This window comes from Haloarcula sp. CBA1115, from assembly GCF_000827835.1.
Taxonomy (GTDB): domain Archaea; phylum Halobacteriota; class Halobacteria; order Halobacteriales; family Haloarculaceae; genus Haloarcula; species Haloarcula hispanica.
Window position 1 is genome coordinate 1237819 of record NZ_CP010529.1, and the last position, 16489, is coordinate 1254307.

General features: G+C 64.2%; 19 protein-coding genes. 7 read left to right on the forward strand and 12 right to left on the reverse strand.

Annotated features, from left to right (window positions below; translation table 11 throughout):
* Positions 1-3 precede the first annotated feature (3 nt).
* The 4 genes from SG26_RS06080 to SG26_RS06095 form a co-directional block, all read right to left on the reverse strand.
* Positions 4-1299 (reverse strand): NUDIX domain-containing protein, encoded by a 1296-nt coding sequence (locus SG26_RS06080; protein ID WP_050037120.1) that lies wholly within the window; start codon positions 1297-1299, stop codon positions 4-6.
* A gap of 78 nt (positions 1300-1377) precedes the next feature.
* The gene (locus tag SG26_RS06085) at positions 1378-2481 is read right to left on the reverse strand and encodes an aminotransferase class V-fold PLP-dependent enzyme (RefSeq protein ID WP_050037121.1); all 1104 of its coding nucleotides are present in this window, start codon (positions 2479-2481) and stop codon (positions 1378-1380) included.
* 216 nt (positions 2482-2697) lie between these two features.
* Positions 2698-3315 (reverse strand): rod-determining factor RdfA, encoded by a 618-nt coding sequence (rdfA, locus tag SG26_RS06090; RefSeq protein WP_008307760.1) that lies wholly within the window; start codon positions 3313-3315, stop codon positions 2698-2700.
* Between the two features lie 44 nt (positions 3316-3359).
* Positions 3360-5321 carry an archaea-specific SMC-related protein gene (locus tag SG26_RS06095; protein ID WP_050007466.1) on the reverse strand — a complete coding sequence of 654 codons (1962 nt, stop codon included), beginning with the start codon at positions 5319-5321 and terminating at the stop codon, positions 3360-3362.
* A 309-nt stretch (positions 5322-5630) separates the two neighbouring features.
* On the opposite strand from SG26_RS06095, the gene SG26_RS06100 reads away from it, so the two are divergent.
* The 3 genes from SG26_RS06100 to crcB are packed head-to-tail and all read left to right on the forward strand — an operon-like array spanning position 5631 to position 6723.
* Positions 5631-5978 carry a hypothetical protein gene (locus SG26_RS06100; protein WP_008307758.1) on the forward strand — a complete coding sequence of 116 codons (348 nt, stop codon included), beginning with the start codon at positions 5631-5633 and terminating at the stop codon, positions 5976-5978.
* Between the two features lie 2 nt (positions 5979-5980).
* Positions 5981-6364 (forward strand): CrcB family protein, encoded by a 384-nt coding sequence (locus tag SG26_RS06105; RefSeq protein WP_023843421.1) that lies wholly within the window; start codon positions 5981-5983, stop codon positions 6362-6364.
* On the forward strand, positions 6364-6723 hold the full coding sequence (gene crcB / locus SG26_RS06110) for a fluoride efflux transporter CrcB (RefSeq protein ID WP_014041381.1): 360 nt from the start codon (positions 6364-6366) through the stop codon (positions 6721-6723). The genes SG26_RS06105 and crcB overlap by 1 nt, the downstream gene beginning before the upstream one ends.
* A gap of 14 nt (positions 6724-6737) precedes the next feature.
* Here the strand turns inward: crcB and SG26_RS06115 are convergent, their stop codons facing one another.
* On the reverse strand, positions 6738-7802 hold the full coding sequence (locus SG26_RS06115) for an ATP-binding protein (RefSeq protein WP_050037122.1): 1065 nt from the start codon (positions 7800-7802) through the stop codon (positions 6738-6740).
* 75 nt (positions 7803-7877) lie between these two features.
* On the opposite strand from SG26_RS06115, the gene SG26_RS06120 reads away from it, so the two are divergent.
* Complete coding sequence (locus SG26_RS06120; RefSeq protein WP_008307753.1) at positions 7878-8324, forward strand: hypothetical protein; 447 nt, start codon at positions 7878-7880, stop codon at positions 8322-8324.
* Here SG26_RS06120 and SG26_RS06125 read toward each other — a convergent pair.
* The 3 genes from SG26_RS06125 to SG26_RS06135 form a co-directional block, all read right to left on the reverse strand.
* Positions 8321-9052: a protein-L-isoaspartate O-methyltransferase gene (locus tag SG26_RS06125; RefSeq protein WP_050007464.1), complete on the reverse strand. Its 732-nt coding sequence runs from the start codon at positions 9050-9052 to the stop codon at positions 8321-8323. The two genes, SG26_RS06120 and SG26_RS06125, sit on opposite strands and share 4 nt — an antisense overlap.
* A 62-nt stretch (positions 9053-9114) precedes the next feature.
* Positions 9115-9738, reverse strand: coding sequence for a protein-L-isoaspartate(D-aspartate) O-methyltransferase (locus SG26_RS06130; protein WP_014041385.1), 624 nt, complete (start codon positions 9736-9738; stop codon positions 9115-9117).
* Between the two features lies 1 nt (position 9739).
* Positions 9740-10393 carry an HVO_0476 family zinc finger protein gene (locus SG26_RS06135; RefSeq protein WP_008307750.1) on the reverse strand — a complete coding sequence of 218 codons (654 nt, stop codon included), beginning with the start codon at positions 10391-10393 and terminating at the stop codon, positions 9740-9742.
* Positions 10394-10503: 110 nt separating this feature from the next.
* Here SG26_RS06135 and SG26_RS06140 point away from each other — a divergent pair, with 110 nt between their 5' ends.
* Positions 10504-10917 (forward strand): DUF1648 domain-containing protein, encoded by a 414-nt coding sequence (locus SG26_RS06140; protein WP_014041386.1) that lies wholly within the window; start codon positions 10504-10506, stop codon positions 10915-10917.
* Positions 10918-10984: 67 nt separating this feature from the next.
* On the opposite strand, the gene SG26_RS06145 is transcribed toward SG26_RS06140, so the two are convergent.
* The gene (locus SG26_RS06145; RefSeq protein WP_014041387.1) at positions 10985-11938 is read right to left on the reverse strand and encodes an aminopeptidase; all 954 of its coding nucleotides are present in this window, start codon (positions 11936-11938) and stop codon (positions 10985-10987) included.
* 191 nt (positions 11939-12129) lie between these two features.
* Here SG26_RS06145 and SG26_RS06150 point away from each other — a divergent pair, with 191 nt between their 5' ends.
* Positions 12130-13194, forward strand: coding sequence for a type II glyceraldehyde-3-phosphate dehydrogenase (locus tag SG26_RS06150; protein WP_008307747.1), 1065 nt, complete (start codon positions 12130-12132; stop codon positions 13192-13194).
* A 3-nt stretch (positions 13195-13197) separates the two neighbouring features.
* Here SG26_RS06150 and SG26_RS06155 read toward each other — a convergent pair whose 3' ends face one another.
* Entirely contained in the window at positions 13198-13689 is a 492-nt protein-coding gene (locus tag SG26_RS06155) for a metallophosphoesterase (protein ID WP_050037123.1), read from the reverse strand.
* 111 nt (positions 13690-13800) lie between these two features.
* Between SG26_RS06155 and SG26_RS06160 the strand changes: the two genes are divergently transcribed.
* Complete coding sequence (locus SG26_RS06160) at positions 13801-14055, forward strand: hypothetical protein (protein WP_050007461.1); 255 nt, start codon at positions 13801-13803, stop codon at positions 14053-14055.
* 198 nt (positions 14056-14253) lie between these two features.
* Here SG26_RS06160 and SG26_RS06165 read toward each other — a convergent pair whose 3' ends face one another.
* A complete protein-coding gene (locus SG26_RS06165) occupies positions 14254-16095 on the reverse strand; it encodes a UvrD-helicase domain-containing protein (protein ID WP_014041390.1) in 1842 nt (613 codons plus the stop codon).
* Between the two features lie 81 nt (positions 16096-16176).
* A complete protein-coding gene (locus SG26_RS06170) occupies positions 16177-16476 on the reverse strand; it encodes a hypothetical protein (protein WP_014041391.1) in 300 nt (99 codons plus the stop codon).
* Positions 16477-16489: the final 13 nt, after the last annotated feature.

Sequence of the window (16489 nt, forward strand, 5' to 3'; positions counted from 1 at the left end):
GCGTTAGCCACCGTCGGCCCACCCGCTCCGCTCCCGGTGGGCCTCGGCGATCTCCTCGATGTCGTCCGTCCCCAGAACGCCGCGTTCGGTGACGACCGTCACTGCCGATGCCGGCGTCAGGTCGAAGGTGGGGTTGGACACAGCGATGTCGGCGTCACCGTCGTACACCTCCTCTGGCTCCCGCTCTTCTCGGCCCCACGCAGCGCGTGGCGCGATCTTGTCCGTGGCACACACGGCGTAGCAGTCCACGGCCGCGGCGGCCGCCGACAGAGCTGCTGGGCAGGTTCCAACTTTGTTGACCACGCGGCCATCCGGAAGAACTCGGTCGGCCCCGACGACGAGCGTGTCGGCATTCCACACATCCAGTTCGTGACCGAACGCTGCGTCAGGAGTCAGCGTCACCGCGGCGCTGTCGGCGAACGTCTCCGCGACGGCGACGCCTTCACCGCCGGGCCGTGACTCGGCGACGAGCACGGCCGCTGGGGCAGCGGCGTCGACCACTGCACGGACTGTCCCGGAGCGAGACAGCGTCGCGAGGCGGTCACCGACGTGCTCGGCGGCGACGGCGGCGGCGACGCGGTCGGCGGTCACCGCGTGATTCAGCGTTTCGGTCGCCGCCCGCTCGACAGCCGCTGGCGATTCATCGGTCACGGCAGCCATCGCTCGGTTGAGACGGTTCGCGACGACGACCATCGAGGAGCGCGCTTCGCGGATTTCAGCGGCGAGGGCAGCGAGCATGTCCCAGCCGTCACCGTCCCGCTCGGCCGTCTCCAGGTCGTCAGACCGTCCGGCATCGGCCAGGGCGGCCTCGTCGCGCAGCACCTCCAGTGCCCGGAGCGACAGCCACGCCGAGCCGTGGGTCCGGTCCTCGCGTACTGTCGCCACTCGCGGGCGAACGCGGTCCCAGGAGGTCCACAGCCGCGGGACCGTCTCGCGGACCAGTATGTCGGGTGGGTGGACCCACGCAGTCTCGGTCGTCTCTTCGTTAGTCGCGACTGTGCGGGCCTCGCAGTCGAACAGGAACGGATGAACGACCCATCGAACGCCCCGGTCGTCGTCAGCGACCCGAAACGAGTCGCCCTGCCGGACGAGCGTCACCGCGTCGACCAGCCCGGTCTCCTCGTCGATTTCGGCCCGTGCGGCCGTCTCCGGGTCCCGATCTCGCCCGGCGTCGTCGGCGACGTGTCCCGCGACCCCGCTCCACTGGCCCTGATACGAGCCGACTGCATCGCTCCGGCGCAACAGCAACACCTCGCCATCGCTGCGTAGGAAGCACGTCACGACAGGGCGTGTCTCCATACGGGCGTGAACGGCTGGCCGGGGCAATAAAGTCCGGGCCAGTGAGAGCCACAGTCGAGGCGGGATGCGTTGAGAGAACTACAGCGCGTCGAGCAAGCGGTCGACATCGTCAGCCGTGTTGAACGCATGGACCGACGCCCGAAGCGCCTCGGGGTGGGAGAGTGACCTGATAATGACACCCTCGGCCGCGAGTCGCTCGACGGTCGCCTCGGGGTCGTCGGCAGTGAACGTCACGAGTCCCGACTCGTAGTCGCGGGGGCTCAACAGTCGGTCGTCGAGGCCGTCCTTAAGCCGGTCAGTCAGGCGTTCGACACGGGGCTGGATCGTATCGAATCCAACCCCCTCGACCGTCTCGATAGCGTTCGCGAGCGCAACGTACGGGACCGGCGAGGTGGTGCCGACCTCGAACCGGCGCGCACCCTCGTAGTATTCATATCCGTCCCCAGTGGGATTCTCGACGCTCCGGTAGCCGATGCGAGTCTGGCGCAGTCGGTCGTAGGCGTCGGGGTCGACGTAGAGGAACCCGCCGCCCCAGATACCAAGCAACCACTTGTGCCCCGCTGCGGCCACGAAATCCGCGCCCCACTCGGTCACGTCGACGGGGTGTTGCCCGACGGACTGGACGGCGTCGACGAGCACCTGTGCGCCGGCGTCGTGGACCACGTCGACGACGTCCCCGACCGGAAGTCTGGTCCCGTGTGTCCAAGTGAGCGAACTCAGCGCCACCAGTCTGGCGTCGGCCACGGCGTCTTTTACGTCAGCCATGTCGAGCCGACCACCCTCGGTTTCCAGTACGCGGACCTCGATATCGTGGGTGTCGGCCAGCCGGTCCCACGGGAGCGTTCCGGCGGGGTGTTCGAGGTCGGTCCGGACCACTACGTCGCCGGGCTGCCAGTCGATAGCCCCTGCAACCATGTTGACCCCATCGGCGGTACTGCGAGTGAACGCGACGTTGGCGGCCTCGGTTCCGATGTGGCCGGCGACGACCTCGCGGGCCGCCGCGATAGCGTCCCACGCAACCGTGTAAGGGCCGTCGCCGGCAGGTGCATCGAAGGCGTGGCGTTCGAGAAACGCCGTCGCAGCGTCGACTACGGGGCGCGGCGTCGGCCCGCTTGCCCCCGTGTTGAAGTACGTACACCGTTCGAGTGCCGGAATCGACGCTCGGAGCTCGGCTGGGTCCATGTCCGTTCCGATGGCCCCCGACGCCTTCAGCCCTATGTGAGCCAGTAGGCAGTTTCGCAGTCGGGGTTCCGGAACAGTAGTACGATTCTGGTTCTGCGACTACCCGTAGCTACCGTATATTTTACTTTGTTGTGTTTCACAAACTCTGTCGATCGTTTCGACGTTTTCGAATCGTTGAGTCTATCCCGACAGTCAGGGAAGACGTAGAGTGGTAACTCAGTCTTGCTGGCACTCACAACCGCCCTGCTCGAAGAACTCCGCGACGGCGTACTGGCTGCCACACGACTGGCACAGCACCTGCGCGTCCAGAAACACCTCGAAGTCCTCGATGTCAATGCGGCCCGTATCGCGTAGTTTCTCGATGCGCTGGTCGGTGACCGACAGCGTTCGGGTCAGTAGCCGCTGAATGCTCTCGAGGTCCTTTTCGATCTTCTCGTCGTCGGACAGTCCCTGGTACTCCGCGCCGCGCCACTCCTTCAGATACGACCGGATAGCCTGGTAGGTGATGAAATCGGTTTCGAGACCATCGACGTCGACGCCGTTGCGTTCGAGTCGATTGACGGTGTCGGTCCTGACACCTGTGCTGATGTCGTCACCGGTGAGGTTCTCGTAGGTCGATTCCACGTCGCTTTCGAGGGCACTCAGGCCCGCATCGACCAACTCGCGTTCGAGGAGGCGCTTGTTGAAAAACTCCGCGAGGTCACGGAGGCTCATGCGCTCTTCACCGTCGCCCGTCCAGCGGGCCTCCATCTCCGCACCGAGTCCATCGAGTTCGTACTCGTCGATGAGCCGAGCGACTTTGCTCGACGGCCGGCCGTCTGTCGTATTCGCCATCTGTTGTTCCCACGTACGGTAACCGGAACTAAAAGACTACGGGGTTAGATCGAGGTGATGCGGTTGAAGTCGTCGTCCAGCGCCTGCGCGTCCTCCGGCAAGAGGGCGACGACGAGATGCTCGGCGTAGTCGGCGAAGTACTCGACGAGTTCGGCGATCCGCGCCGAATCGATGGCCTCCAGCGAGTCGAGCAGCATGAACGGAACGCTCTCGTGGAGGTCGTGCACCAGATAGCCCGCGAGAGCGAAGATGAGCCCGGTCACTTCGCGCTCGCTCTCGCTAAGGTGCTCGATGGTGTCCTCGTAAGCCGCGCCGTTCTCGGTGGTCCGGACGATGTGGAGTTCGAACACCGTTCGGTCGACCTTCTGGCGCCCCTCGCGGACGGTCTGCTCGACGCGTTCGATCCAGATGCGTTCGAGGTTCTCGTACTCCAGAATGCCGAGGATAGCGTCCATGTGCTCGTTGAACTCGTCGACAGCGTTAGCCTCGATCTGGTCGATTTTCGTCCGCTTGTCGGTGAGTTCCTCAACGAGGGCGTCGCGTTCCTCGCGGAGGTCGTCGGCCCGCTTGACCATCTCCTCGATCTCTTCGATTTCGGCTGATACGTCGTCGAGGTCGGATTCCAGGCTGTCGATCTCGAACTCGAGCTGGTTTGCCTCCCGGTGTAGTGAGAGGATCTCGTCAAAGTCCTCGGATTCGAGGTTGTCGACCTCGTCTTCCAGCGACTCGACGTCGTCAGTCAGTTCCTCGCGTCGCTCCTTCAGCGAAGTGATCTGCTCCTCGCGGCGTTCGATCTCCGTTTCGGTCTCCTGTATCTTCCGCTCGACGTTCTCGCGACGGCGCTGCTTCTTTTCCGCCTCGCGCTGGTCGGTCTTGAGATCGTCGAGTTCCGACTTGATGTCGTTGAGGTCCTCGACCTTCCCCCGGCGGAGGTCCTGCAGGCGGTCGACGGTGTCTTCTATCTGCTCGCGGTCGACCGTCGAGCCACACGTCCAGCAGACGACGGATTCCTCGTCTTCGCCTTCGAGGAGTTGCTCCGTCACCGCGCCGTCGGAGCCTTCGGGCGCGTCTTCGAGTGACTGAATGACGTCGTAGTCTTCCTCTTCGAGCCGTTCCTCGTTGTACTGGATGAGGCTCTGAAGGTCGGAGATCTCGCTGTTCAGCCGCTGGCGCTGGTCGCGCAGGCTTGCGATCTCGTCTTCGAGGTGCTGCTGGTCGCCCATCGGCGTCTCCGGCAGTTCGTCCAGTTCGTCTTCGAGGTCGGACCGTTCGCGTTTCAGCGAGGAGATGCTCTCCTCCTGTGCCTCGATGTCCCGCCGGACGGATTCGAGGTCCGACCGCGTCGAGCGGAGTTCGTCGAGTTTCTCTTCGAGGACGTCCTGTTCCTGACGGCTCTCCTCGATGTCCCGGCTGCTGTTGTCGATCTCCTCCTCGCGCTCGGCCAGTTCCTCGCGCTTCTCCTCGATCTGCTCGCGGAGTTCGGTCCGGCGCTGTTCGAGGTCCGGAAGGTCGCGCTGGCGGGATTCAACCGTGGCGAGTTCGTCGTTGATGTCGCCTTTCTCCGCTTCCAGCTGTTCGACTTCCGAACGGATCGCGTCGATATCGACCGGCCGCATGATGATCTCGCGGAGATCGTCGCCACGAGCCACGGACCGGCGCGCCTCGTTGGTTTCGAGGAGGAACGCGAACAGGTCGGCGACCTCGGGGTCGTCGAGGTAGCCGTCGCCGTCAAACTGAACAGCATCCCCCGCCCGCGTGAGCGTCCGTTCGTACACCTCATCCCCATACGTGAGGGCAACGCTCCCCTCGTCGGCGTCGCCTTTCAGCGTGGCCTGCGTACTCCCCATTGCCGCCATAATAGACTGCAGAAACGACGTCCGGTTTGTGGCGTTCTTTCCCGTCAGCACCGTCACACCCGGTGGAATATCGACTGATGTCTCGTCGATCCCACCGATATTGGTGACATCAAAATGGGCGACACTAGATCCTTGCTTTGATTCTGGCATTGGTCTGCTGTAGTCGGAGCGGATATAAAAATAATTTCATTGCCGAAAACCAAATTACACACTTGGCGCCCCGAGTGCGGGCGGACACGCCAGACTCGACGGCGATGAGACACGGCAGACAGCGCACAGACTGACAGTCGATTCCGGAATAACACCTGTACCAATATTATTCCGATACAGAAGGATTGACGGGAGGGAGAGGAGGTTTTTCTCTCTTATACTACTGTTTTATTGTGGATAGCAATCTTAACCGCTTGTGAGTCTCTTCAGATGCCAACCTATAAGTCGGCGTGATCGGAAGCAGGTCGTATGACCCGTTACGAAACGCTGCTCGAGGTCGAACTGGACGAGTGGGACAGTGGGTACGGTGTCTTGCAGATCGTCGATCCGGATGACAGCGACACCGCCGAGTTACGGTTCTGCTACTTCAACGAAAACGGCAAGTTCACGAACCGGCCGCTAACGCTACGACCCGACGAAGAGACACTAGACCGGACGACGCGGATGGTGGAGAACCTCGGCTACGTCGCCCGAACGTTCGACCCGGCAGAGATCCGTGAACTCGTCGACGCGCTCGGCGAAGAACGGGTTATCGAACTCGCACAGCTCGTCGACACGCTCGGTGAAGCGCGGCTAGCGGAGATACTTGGGGAGTGAAGATGGCAGACACCCACCCACTGGTGACGGTCGAAACTATCGTCCTTGTGGGTCTGGGGGGCTTCGCCGGCTCGAACCTCCGGTACTTCGTCGGCCTCTTTGTTCCGGGGTTACAGGGGACACTGCTGGTCAACGTCTGCGGCAGTTTCGCGCTCGGCGTGCTCGTGTACGAAGGGCTGCAGGTCGGTGCGCTGGCCAGCGAGACGAAACTGGCCGCGTCGACCGGCTTCATCTCGTCGTTTACCACCTACAGCACGTTCGCAGTGGAGACGGTGTTAACGCCCGAGTGGGCTGTCGCGAACATCGTCGGCAGCTACGCTCTGGGGTTTGCCGGTGTCCTCGTCGGCCGTGAGGCCGTCCGGCTGTTCGCCGGAGGTGGCCGCTGATGGTCGCTATCGAGCCGGCGCATCTGGTCGGGACCGGCGGCGCTATCGGCGCGCTCTGTCGTCACTACCTGGCGGGGGCTGTCCAGCGAGAGACGTTCCCGCTCGGGACGCTCACGGTGAACGTCATCGGGAGCTTCGTCCTCGGACTGCTGACGTTTGCTGGCGTCACCGGCGATGCAGCGCTGCTGGTCGGTGTCGGCGCGTGTGGCTCGTTCACGACGTTTTCCTCGTTTTCGGTCGGGACGGTGCGGCTATGGGAGGACGGCTACGTGGCGCTGGCCGTACTCAACGCCGTCGCCAACCTCGCCTGTGCGCTGGCCGGGATCGGATTGGCCTGGGGCGTCGTACAGATCGTGTGATTCGTGCCGGACCATCAGATTTCAGAACCCCCTGTACGAGCTTCGTGCTCCCTGTCTGCTTTGAGATCGCTGGCTCGCGGCGTCTCGCCGCCGTGGGGCGTCCGCCGATCGCGGACCGTTACATGATGAACGGATTCAGTATCGTCGTCGACGACGAGCGCGTCGCCGGTCGTCTCTGGCAGTCGAGCCGTGAAATCGCCGTCGAGATACGTCGGCTGGGCCGCCTGTAGCGCGTCGATGTCTGCCGTACTCGTCAGTCGGTGGGCGACGAGCAGGTCCGTCTGTGAGACGGTCGTCGGTGGCACAGCGCTAGGTCGCTGTGTCGCGAGCACACAACTCACGCCGGGCTGGCGGCCCCGGGTGACGAACCGACGGAGCGGACGCCGGGCGACGCCGTCGGTGAACGCGTGGGCTTCGTCGACCAGCAGCCAGGGCAGTCGGTCCGTCCGGTCAGTCACCCGGGCATCGTACAGCGCGGTCGCGACAGCGGCGAGGACCGCACCGGCCGGTCGGGAAGCGAATTCCGACATATCGAGCACGGTCAGGCCGTCGCTGCACAGCGTCTCCACCTCGATACCCGAAGGCTCGAAGACGCCCCAGGACGCGGCGAGCGCGAGATGGTTCGTCGCCGCGCGGGCGGTGCTCGCCGCCACATCGGCATCGGCCACCCACGAACGCATCCCGCCAAGCGTCGCACGCTCGCTCGCCGCTCGCCACACGAGCGCGCCCGCGCCCCGTTCGGGGTCGAGGCCGAGCACCGTACACCACTGGCGCGGGTCGAGCGCGTCCGCGCGAACGCTGGGGTCGACCACCGTGGCAGACACGTCCGCGGCGCTAAGTGGCGTGAACGCCCCCATCGGGTCGACGACGACCGGCGCGACCCCCTCGGCAGCCAGCAGGCCCTCGGCGAGGACGCCGAGCGTGTATGTCTTCCCCGACCCGCGTTTGCCGACGACGAGACCGACGTGTGGCCGGTCGACATCGAGGTCGACCGCAGCGCCGCGGCTCCCGTCGCGGGCCCGATAGTGACCCAGCCGCGCCGTCGCCCCCGTCGCCCCCTCACGTCCGATAACGACCATGCCGGCGGTTGCTCCGCTCTGATATTTGAACGTTCGTCCGGGGATTCAAGTACGAACCCGGGGCCACCCCAGCACATGTCAGATTCGTTGTGGCGCGACGAACGTGCCATCGAGGGACTGCCGATCCGCCTGGTCATCGCGCTGGTGGTCGGCGTCGCCTGCCTCTCCGTGATGATGAGCACCATCTCCGGAATCGAGACGCTACAAGTAACCGAGGTCGATGTTGAACCACACCCCGAAGTGGCTAATCCGGGGACACAGGACGTAGTTGTCACTGTCGTCGACTCGAAGGGGTCGCCCGTCTCCGGCGCGACGGTGGTCGCGAAAAGCGGGACTGCAACGCTCTCGTCGGTCAAGACTGGCGAGACAGGGAGTGCAGGGAACGCGACCCTCTCACTGTCGCCGTCGCTCGGACCGAATCAACAGGACGGCACGGTCACGTTCGAGGTGAAACCACCAGCGGGGAGCAACTACGAGGACGCCCGCTCGAACACCGACCTGCTCGTCGTCGAGTCGCCCTAGCCGTCCCAGTCGATCCACTCCTGCTCCCAGCCGGCGCGGGACTGGGCCGCCCGCCGGGCGCGCTCGCGGTCTTCACGATGGGTCCGGTTGCGCTCGACGGTGTCGGCCTGCTCGCCCTCGACGAGCATCGGCTGGAACGCGACGGTGCCGTGTCGTTCGACCGAGCCGTCGGCCTCCACGACAGCGAGGGACTGTTCACCGGTTCCGAGCGGCATCACCAGTCGACCGTCATCGGTCAGTTGCTGGAGGAGCGCCCGCGGCGGGTCGATTGCGGCGGCTTCCAGAAGGATGCGGTCGTACGGCGCGTATTCGGGTAGCCCGGCAGCGCCGTCGCGGCGATCAACGAGGACGGCGTCGTAGCCTGCTTCTGCCAGGTTCTGCCGGGCTTCGATGACGAGCCGCCGCGTGATATCTATCGCGTGAACGTTGGCCGCACCGACGTGTTCTGCAAGCACCGCGGCCGTGTAGCCGACACCGGCACCGACCACGAGCACGTCGTCGTCTTCTTCGGGTGACAGGGTTTCGAGCACTCGACCGGCGGTACTGGGCGAGAGCACGCGCGTGCCGAGGCGCTCGAACGGGCGGTCGGAGTAGGCCTGTTGCTCGCCGACGAAGGCCTCCCGGGGGACGGCACGCATCGCTGCCGACAGCCACGCGCTCCGGACAACACCCTTGCTCTCGTGTTGCAGGCTGTCGACCATGTCGTCCCGCAGTACCGCTGGGTCCATACCAGTATATTCGACCAGAGCTATATCAATGGCGCGACAACGGCGGCGTCTGTCGAAAGACCCTACTGGAGCGGGACGAATCGAACGCCGCCGTGGTCCTCGCTATCGAGCGTGCCGTCGGCCTGTTTCTCCGCGCGGATGAGACGCTGTCGCCCGTCACCGATTGGAGCCAGCAAGAGACCACCGGTGCGGGTCTGGTCGACGAGCGGGGCGGGGAACTCCGGCGCGGCACATGTGAGATACGTCCGATCGTAGGGGGCGTGGTCGGGCCACCCCTCCTTGCCGTCGTCGGCGCGAACGGAAACGTCGCCGTAGCCGGTCGCTTCCAGCGTTTCCCGTGCTTCGTCGGCCAGCGATGCGTGGTACTCCACGCTGTAGACGTTCTCGGGGCCGACCAGTTCGGCGGTCACCGCGGCGTGGTACCCACACCCCGTACCGACCTCTAACACCTGATCCCCCGGGGACAGGTCCAGTAACTCGGACATGATTGCAACCATGTGCGGCGCAGAAACCGTCTGACCTGACCCGATCGGGAGCGGGCGGTCGGCGTAGGCGTCGTGTCGCTTGTCGTCCGGAACGAACCGGTGGCGGGGAACCGACGCTATCGCCGCGAGAACGGCCTCGTCGGAGACACGCTCGCGAAGGCGGTCGGCCAGCCGCGACCGTTTTCGGCCCCAGTCGGCCATCCTACCACGCCGACCACGCCGTGGTCGACTCGTCCCTGACGTACAGTCGGTTGATGTCTTTCGCGATACCCATGTCGCCGTCGTGGTCCATGTTCTCGTGGTCGTAGCCGTGTGCGTCGTCGCGGACGTGAATCCCCTCGACGGTGAATTCCTCCTCGCCGAACTCCTCGGTCTCGCCGACGACGAACTCGTAGTCGCCGGGGACGTGGAGCTTGAAGCTCTCGGTCTCGTCGTGAGTGCCGTCCTTTGGATGCATCGTGACGTTGACCGAGACGTTCCCGACCGCCCGCGACCAGATAGTCTCGACGTCCTCGGCGGCCGCCTCGTCCTCGCGGCCGTCCGCGGTCTCCAGACTGGTGATCCGCGCCGTCACAACTGCTTCTTCTGTCTCCAGCAGGAACTCCTCGCCGACGGACAGTTCTTCCTCTGCTGGGACGTCGACCTCGGCGGTAAAGGAGTCCCCGTCCTGTGAGACAACGACGCTTCGCTTCAGCGTCTCTTCCTCCGGCAATTGTTCCTTGTGGACGTGGTCGCAGTCCGTACAGCGAACCGTCACATGGCCGCCCGGCTTCAGCACCTCGTGAACCGTTTCCAGGTCCGGCGAACAGGCCGGACACGGGAGGGCGATGCGGTCGCCCGGTGTAGCGTCTGTCATATGCAGTCGTTGACTACGCTCCCGTAAATGGTCGTCGCCACGGCGCTGCTCGTGGTTCTCACTCGCACAGTCACGCCGACCTTCTTGAGCGGCGGGACGAAACAACGGGTATGGCGCGCCGACAGAGCCGTACTGACATCGCAAGCGGTGCCATCATCGCCCTGACAGCCCTGGCCGGCGTGGCGGTCTGGTCGCGCCTCCCCGCAGAGGTCGCGATTCACTTCTCCGCGTCGGGCACGCCCGATAACTACGTCTCGAAGCCGGTCGGTGTCGTTCTCATGCCGGCGCTGATGCTCGCAACACTCATTGTGCTGAAATTGGCGTTCCGTTACGACCCGCCGGACGTGCCGCGGGTGGCAGCCACCATCACCGTCGCAACGATGGCGTTCATGAGTGGGATACACGGGCTCGTGCTCGCGTGGAACCTCGGCTATTCGGTCCCGTTCGACATCGTCCTCGTCGGGTCGCTCGTCTGGACGGTTGTCATGGTCGCGTACGCGTTGAAAGCAGAATACGTAGACTGATAGCGGCGGTTGGCTGTCAGTCAGCGTCCGCTATTCACGGGTCTTTGTGGGAGTCCGTTCTCGCCGCTCACTCGACGCGAGGAAGTTCCACTTCCTCGCCGTCCGCATACACGGTCGGTTCCGTCAAAATCCCGTCCAGATGGATCGGCGCGTGCACGTCGCCGCCCATCGCGTGGTCGTCGCCGATAGCGATGTGGACCGTCCCGCCGGCCTTCTCGTCTAGGAGGACGGAGCCGACGAGTTCGGTCACGGCGACGTTCGTGCCGATGCCGAGCTCGGCGAGGTTGTAGGCGTCCCGGCCGACCTCCTCGGCAGCCTCCTCGACCTGTGCGCGGATATCGGGGTCGTCGATATCCGTGACGTAGCCGTCTTCGACCTCAAAGGTGAGACGCTTGCCGTCGAGTTTGCCGTGGGGACGCATCGTCCCGTCGACGACGAACGTGCCGTCGGCAGTCTCCGGAGCGAGGAACACCTCGCCGGCAGGGAGGTTCGACATCTCGCCAGCCTCGTGGACGATACCGGTGTCCATGTGCCACTCGCGCGCACCGATGCCGAACGTGATATCGGTCCCCTGGGGCGACGTGACTCGGATTTCATCGGCGTCCTCGACCTGCGCCAGCACGTCCTTGCAGTGCTGTTCGATGCGGTGGTAGTCGGCGTCTAATCCCATCAGAAACACGCCCTCGCTGATACCGGGCAAGGTTGCAACGCGAGCGCCGGCCTCATTGGCGTCGGTCCGGGCTTCTGTGTGGCTCAGGCTCTTGGTCGTCGGCGCGAGCACGACATCGGCAGTTTCCATCGCGCCAGCGACCGGCGCAGGCGGTTCCGAACCGTGTTGTTCGCCCGGCGGGTAGCGTACGAAAACGGCGTTATCGGTAATCTCCGCGGCGACGCGATACAGCGCCTCGCCGATTGATTTCCGCTGGTCGTCAGTAACGACGGCGCATGACTCGTCGGGCTGGAGGTTCAGGCACTGTTTGACAGCGGTCTCGGCGGGCGCGCGAAGCGACGAGTTGTCCATACAACTGATTGCGTACTCCGACTGAATAACTCTTGATGGACTGTCGGCGCAGGGCGTCGAAACGCGCTACGTCTCAGTGTTTTCAGAGGAATGTGGTCAAAGCTCACAATCGCCAGAGGTACAACTATGTGAGTTAATTTCTCCGTATATTAATCACAAAGAATATACTCTCCCCGGAGATATGGACGTGTATGCTCCACGTGGGCATCAACGGCTTCGGCACCATCGGGAAACGCGTCGCTGACGCGGTGCGTGTCCAGCCAGATATGACAGTTGCGGGCGTCGCAAAGCGCTCGCCGAACTTCGAGGCAACTATCGCAGACGACCGCGGCTACGACCTCTACGCCGCGGACGGCCGCGAACCGTTCGATGAAGCCGATCTCGCGACGGCCGGTACGGTCCATGACCTCATTGAAACGAGCGACGTGGTCGTCGACACCACGCCAAGTGGCGTCGGCGCGGCCAACGCGCCGCTGTACGCCGAGCACGATACGCCAGCCATCTTCCAGGGTGGGGAGGACGCCGATGTGGCAGACGTGAGCTTCAACGCTCGCGCCAACTACGAGAACGCAGTCGGGGCTGACACGGCCCGCGTCGTCTCCTGCAATACGACTGGACTTTCACGCCTTCTCGCGCCGCTCAAGGAATCATACGGCGTCGAGAAATCGCGCGTGACACTGGTCCGGCGCGGTGCCGACCCGGGCCAGACCGGTCGTGGCCCCATCAACGACACACTCCCCGACCCCGTCGAAATCCCCTCCCACCACGGTCCTGACGTCCAGACGATTTTTCCCGACCTCGACATCGACACGATGGGGATGAAGGTCCCGACAACGCAGATGCACACCCACAGCGTCAACGTCACGCTGGAAAGCGAACCAACGACAGAGGAAGTCACGTCGCTACTGACCGACGAATCGCGACTGTTCCTCATCCCGAAGACGCTGGGTATCGACGGTGCAGGGAAACTCAAAGAGTACACCCGTGATGCCGGTCGCCCGCGCGGTGACGTGTGGGAGAACTGTATCTGGGCCGAATCAATCACAGTCCAAGGGCGGGACCTCTACCTGTTTCAGGCGATTCACCAGGAAGCCGATGTCGTGCCGGAGAACATCGACGCCGTTCGCGCGCTCTCGGAGCGGACCGCAAGCGCCGAGAAGAGCATCCGACGGACCGACGAAGCCCTCGGTGTCGGGCGCGGCCTCGTCGAACACGACGGCAGTCCACAGCGCGTCGACAGTCACGCCGACGACTGATTCTCACCCCAGTTCGTGGAACTCGACTTCGCCGGTGTCCGTCGACAGCGTCGCAACCGAGAACGGCTCGGAGGCCGGCGGAATCGAGATGCCGCCGGGGTTGATTCGTTCCGTGCCCCCGCGCTCCTCGTAACCGCGTTCGTGCGTGTGCCCGTGGAAAACGTAGTCGTAGGTCCCACAGTCGACCAGCGCGTCGACGATCTCCCCGCTGGTCCCGTGATACACCGCGATGGTGTTTCCATCGATTCTCAGCTCGCCCATCTCGCCGAAGTACGTACCGAACTCCTCGACGGTAGACTGGACTGCCCACTCGCCGTCGTTGTTGCCACGAACGGCGTAAAACGACCAGTCGCCGTCGAACGGCGTCACCGAGAAGGGGGCGACGAAGTCGCCGCAGTGGACGACCGTCTCACAGTCCGCCTCCGAGAACGTCTCCACTGCGGCTTCGACCTGCGCGGCGTTGTCGTGCGTGTCCGAGACGATGCCGATCTGCATACCGACGACGTTCAGCCGGGAGCGACTTGAACGTGTGGCCCACGACACAGGTGGGACCGCCGTCGTCACACAGGCGCGACGTTTTTGTTTAGTCACCGCCTACGACGGCCGATGGCACGGGGACTCATCGGGACAATCGAGCTGATGGTCGCGGTCGTACTCGCCGCGCGGGTCACCCTTCTCGGCGTCGACAACCTCGCCCGCGGCCAGACGGCGATCGGTGCGGTCTTTCTCGGGTTAGCCGCCGCCTTACTGATTATCGAGTGGGTCGCTCCCTCTCCGACAGACATCCCCGGTGCAATCGCCGGGCGGGCGCGGAGTGCGCTCCCCGGCGGGAAGCCACCGAACAGTAGCGACGACGACTAACTCTCGTCGCGCCAGCGGTCCGAGGTGACTCTGTCCACCGCCGCCATGTGGTCGTGTTCCTCGACCGTTTCGGCCCGCGATTCCTCGGCCTTCTGGACGGGCTTTCCTCGAACACGCGCTCGAACGCCACGTCGAGCGCGACGAGACGAGGTACTACCTGGAAGGTGGAATCATCGACGAGGAAGGAAATCGGCGGCTTCAGTCGGCCGCGATGGTCTCGCTGGCGTCGTCGAGCAGTTGCTCGATGGAGCGGTCGCTTGGCTCGTTTTCCAGCAAGACGTCGATAGGGAGCGTCGGCGCGCCGTCGACGAGGTTCTCGAGCAGGACGAGTCGCTCGCGAGCCCGGGACATCCCGACGTAGAACACGCGCCGTTCGTTGTCGGTCAGCGTCGGGACGGGACTGGTATGTTTCGTGAACTCGTCCATTCCGGGTACCTCGATACCCTGCTGGTCGACAGTCGCGGCCATCTGCTCGACGACTTTCTCGGTGAGGTCGGTCGCGACGAACACATGATCGGCCTCGCGACCTTTGGCGGAGTGGATCGTCCCCACGCGGACCCGGTCGGCGTCCATCCCGGTGTAATCGCCGGTGAAGTACGCGTCGACGGTCCGCTCCTGGAAGTTGGTCACCTTCCGGAGCATGTCGCCCGCCGAGGCCGCGTCGGGGAGGAAGGGAACGTGGTCGTGGACGACGTCAGGGTCGATCTCGATATCGGCGATGTCTTCGTCCTCGTGGGACTCGTCGATCTCTTCGAGCGCGTCGAAGAGGTCGTCACGTTCGCCCGTGCCGAAGGCGGAGTCGACGAGCATATCGGCGAGCCGGCGCGCTTCCAGCACCGTGAGCGGTTCGTCGGCTTCGACGGCTTCGAGCCCGTTGACGTACTGGGTGAGCCGATCGGTCCACATCCGCTGGTCGGTGAGACAGGAGAAGGGGATCCCGTTGTCGATGAACTCGTCGATGAACTGGAACATCTGGTAGCGGGCCCGGAACAGCACCATCACCGTCTCATCGGACTGCTCGATGGTCCGCGTGACGTTCCGGGAGAGGTCGAACATCGAAGGGTTCTGGACCGCCTCGACGCGGCCGCCCTCCTTGCGCGGATTGAGGTCTTTCTCCTGACGTTTCTCGATGTGGCGGACCTCGCGGTTGACGACGTTCAGGATGCGCGAGGGGAGCCGGTAGGAGTTGGGCAGCACCTCGTCCTGGGTGACGACCTCTTCGAGCAGGAGGTCCGGGTCCGCGCCCTGCCAGGCGTAGACGACCTGGTCGTCGTCGCCAGCGATGAGCACCCGTTCCATGTGGGGTTTCCACTCGTCGTAGACGTCGTACTGCAACGTCGTGATGTCCTGAAACTCGTCGATGATGAGGTAGTCGACGTTGGGGAGCAGCGAGCGCTGGGCGACCCGTTCGAGCATGTCGGCGAAGCCCGTCAAGTCGTTTTCGCCCTTGTAGGTGCGCCAGCCGCGGATGGCGGCGGGCACGTCCACACGGTCGTCGTCGGTCGGCCACGTCGGCGTGTACTTGTTGCCGGTCTGGGCGTTGTCGTCGATCTCCGGCGGGAGTCGGACTTCCTCGTCGTCCCACTTGAAGGGCACGTCGTACCAGTCGGCCACGTCGCGGCGGGTCCGCTGGAGCCACTGGCTCGTCGCGATGATCTTGTTCCCGAGGGTGGTCGAGCGGGCCGAGCGACGGCGCGAGCCCTCGTACTCGTCCTCGTAGTCGATGCCGAACTCCTCGCAGAAGGCCTCCTTGTCGTCCTCGCCGACGACGTCGCCGCGGGAGAGGTTCAGCAGTTCGTACGCCTTCGCGTGCATCGTACAGACGTTCCCGCGAAGGGCACGAGGGGACAGGCCGAGTCGGTCCGCGAGTCGCTCACGGATCTCGGCGGCCGCCGCACGCGTGTACGAGACAACCAGTACGTCACGGAAATCGACGTCGTCGTCTTCCAGCAGTTCGTCGACGCGGTCGAGCAGCGCCGTCGTCTTCCCGCTACCGGGCCCACCGAACAGGCGGACAACCTCGGTGGTCGAATCAGTCATTGAACATGTAGTGGGACCGCGGCCAAATAAACAACGTGCTTTACGGGGACGACAACTAACAGGCGCACCCGAACGGATTTCTCATCGGTACAGCGACACGTACAGCATCGCGAACCCGATGATGAACGGAATCGTCTCCGCCATCTGGAAGAACACGCGAACGATGGCACCGGTCTCGCCGGCGCTCAGTTGCGTGATGACACTGGATATAGCGACACCCATACTGATGAACGCAAAGCCAACGAACGCATACTGTAGTCGTTCTGACGGGCGTTTCCGGTAGGCCTGGAAGCTAATCAGGGTGATCCCGAGCGTCAGCCCGAACACCACCATCCGCATCAGGATGAGCACGCCGCGTGCGATAGCCACGCCGGTCGTCATGCAGTCACGCCTC

Bases quoted from the DNA above. Each gene is read 5' to 3' on its own strand.
- SG26_RS06080 (WP_050037120.1), bottom strand. From the start codon at position 1,299: ATGGAGACACGCCCTGTCGTGACGTGCTTCCTACGCAGCGATGGCGAG.
- SG26_RS06085 (WP_050037121.1), bottom strand. From the start codon at position 2,481: ATGGACCCAGCCGAGCTCCGAGCGTCGATTCCGGCACTCGAACGGTGT.
- rdfA (WP_008307760.1), bottom strand. From the start codon at position 3,315: ATGGCGAATACGACAGACGGCCGGCCGTCGAGCAAAGTCGCTCGGCTC.
- SG26_RS06095 (WP_050007466.1), bottom strand. From the start codon at position 5,321: ATGCCAGAATCAAAGCAAGGATCTAGTGTCGCCCATTTTGATGTCACC.
- SG26_RS06100 (WP_008307758.1), top strand. From the start codon at position 5,631: ATGACCCGTTACGAAACGCTGCTCGAGGTCGAACTGGACGAGTGGGAC.
- SG26_RS06105 (WP_023843421.1), top strand. From the start codon at position 5,981: ATGGCAGACACCCACCCACTGGTGACGGTCGAAACTATCGTCCTTGTG.
- crcB (WP_014041381.1), top strand. From the start codon at position 6,364: ATGGTCGCTATCGAGCCGGCGCATCTGGTCGGGACCGGCGGCGCTATC.
- SG26_RS06115 (WP_050037122.1), bottom strand. From the start codon at position 7,802: ATGGTCGTTATCGGACGTGAGGGGGCGACGGGGGCGACGGCGCGGCTG.
- SG26_RS06120 (WP_008307753.1), top strand. From the start codon at position 7,878: ATGTCAGATTCGTTGTGGCGCGACGAACGTGCCATCGAGGGACTGCCG.
- SG26_RS06125 (WP_050007464.1), bottom strand. From the start codon at position 9,052: ATGGACCCAGCGGTACTGCGGGACGACATGGTCGACAGCCTGCAACAC.
- SG26_RS06130 (WP_014041385.1), bottom strand. From the start codon at position 9,738: ATGGCCGACTGGGGCCGAAAACGGTCGCGGCTGGCCGACCGCCTTCGC.
- SG26_RS06135 (WP_008307750.1), bottom strand. From the start codon at position 10,393: ATGACAGACGCTACACCGGGCGACCGCATCGCCCTCCCGTGTCCGGCC.
- SG26_RS06140 (WP_014041386.1), top strand. From the start codon at position 10,504: ATGGCGCGCCGACAGAGCCGTACTGACATCGCAAGCGGTGCCATCATC.
- SG26_RS06145 (WP_014041387.1), bottom strand. From the start codon at position 11,938: ATGGACAACTCGTCGCTTCGCGCGCCCGCCGAGACCGCTGTCAAACAG.
- SG26_RS06150 (WP_008307747.1), top strand. From the start codon at position 12,130: ATGCTCCACGTGGGCATCAACGGCTTCGGCACCATCGGGAAACGCGTC.
- SG26_RS06155 (WP_050037123.1), bottom strand. From the start codon at position 13,689: ATGCAGATCGGCATCGTCTCGGACACGCACGACAACGCCGCGCAGGTC.
- SG26_RS06160 (WP_050007461.1), top strand. From the start codon at position 13,801: ATGGCACGGGGACTCATCGGGACAATCGAGCTGATGGTCGCGGTCGTA.
- SG26_RS06165 (WP_014041390.1), bottom strand. From the start codon at position 16,095: ATGACTGATTCGACCACCGAGGTTGTCCGCCTGTTCGGTGGGCCCGGT.
- SG26_RS06170 (WP_014041391.1), bottom strand. From the start codon at position 16,476: ATGACGACCGGCGTGGCTATCGCACGCGGCGTGCTCATCCTGATGCGG.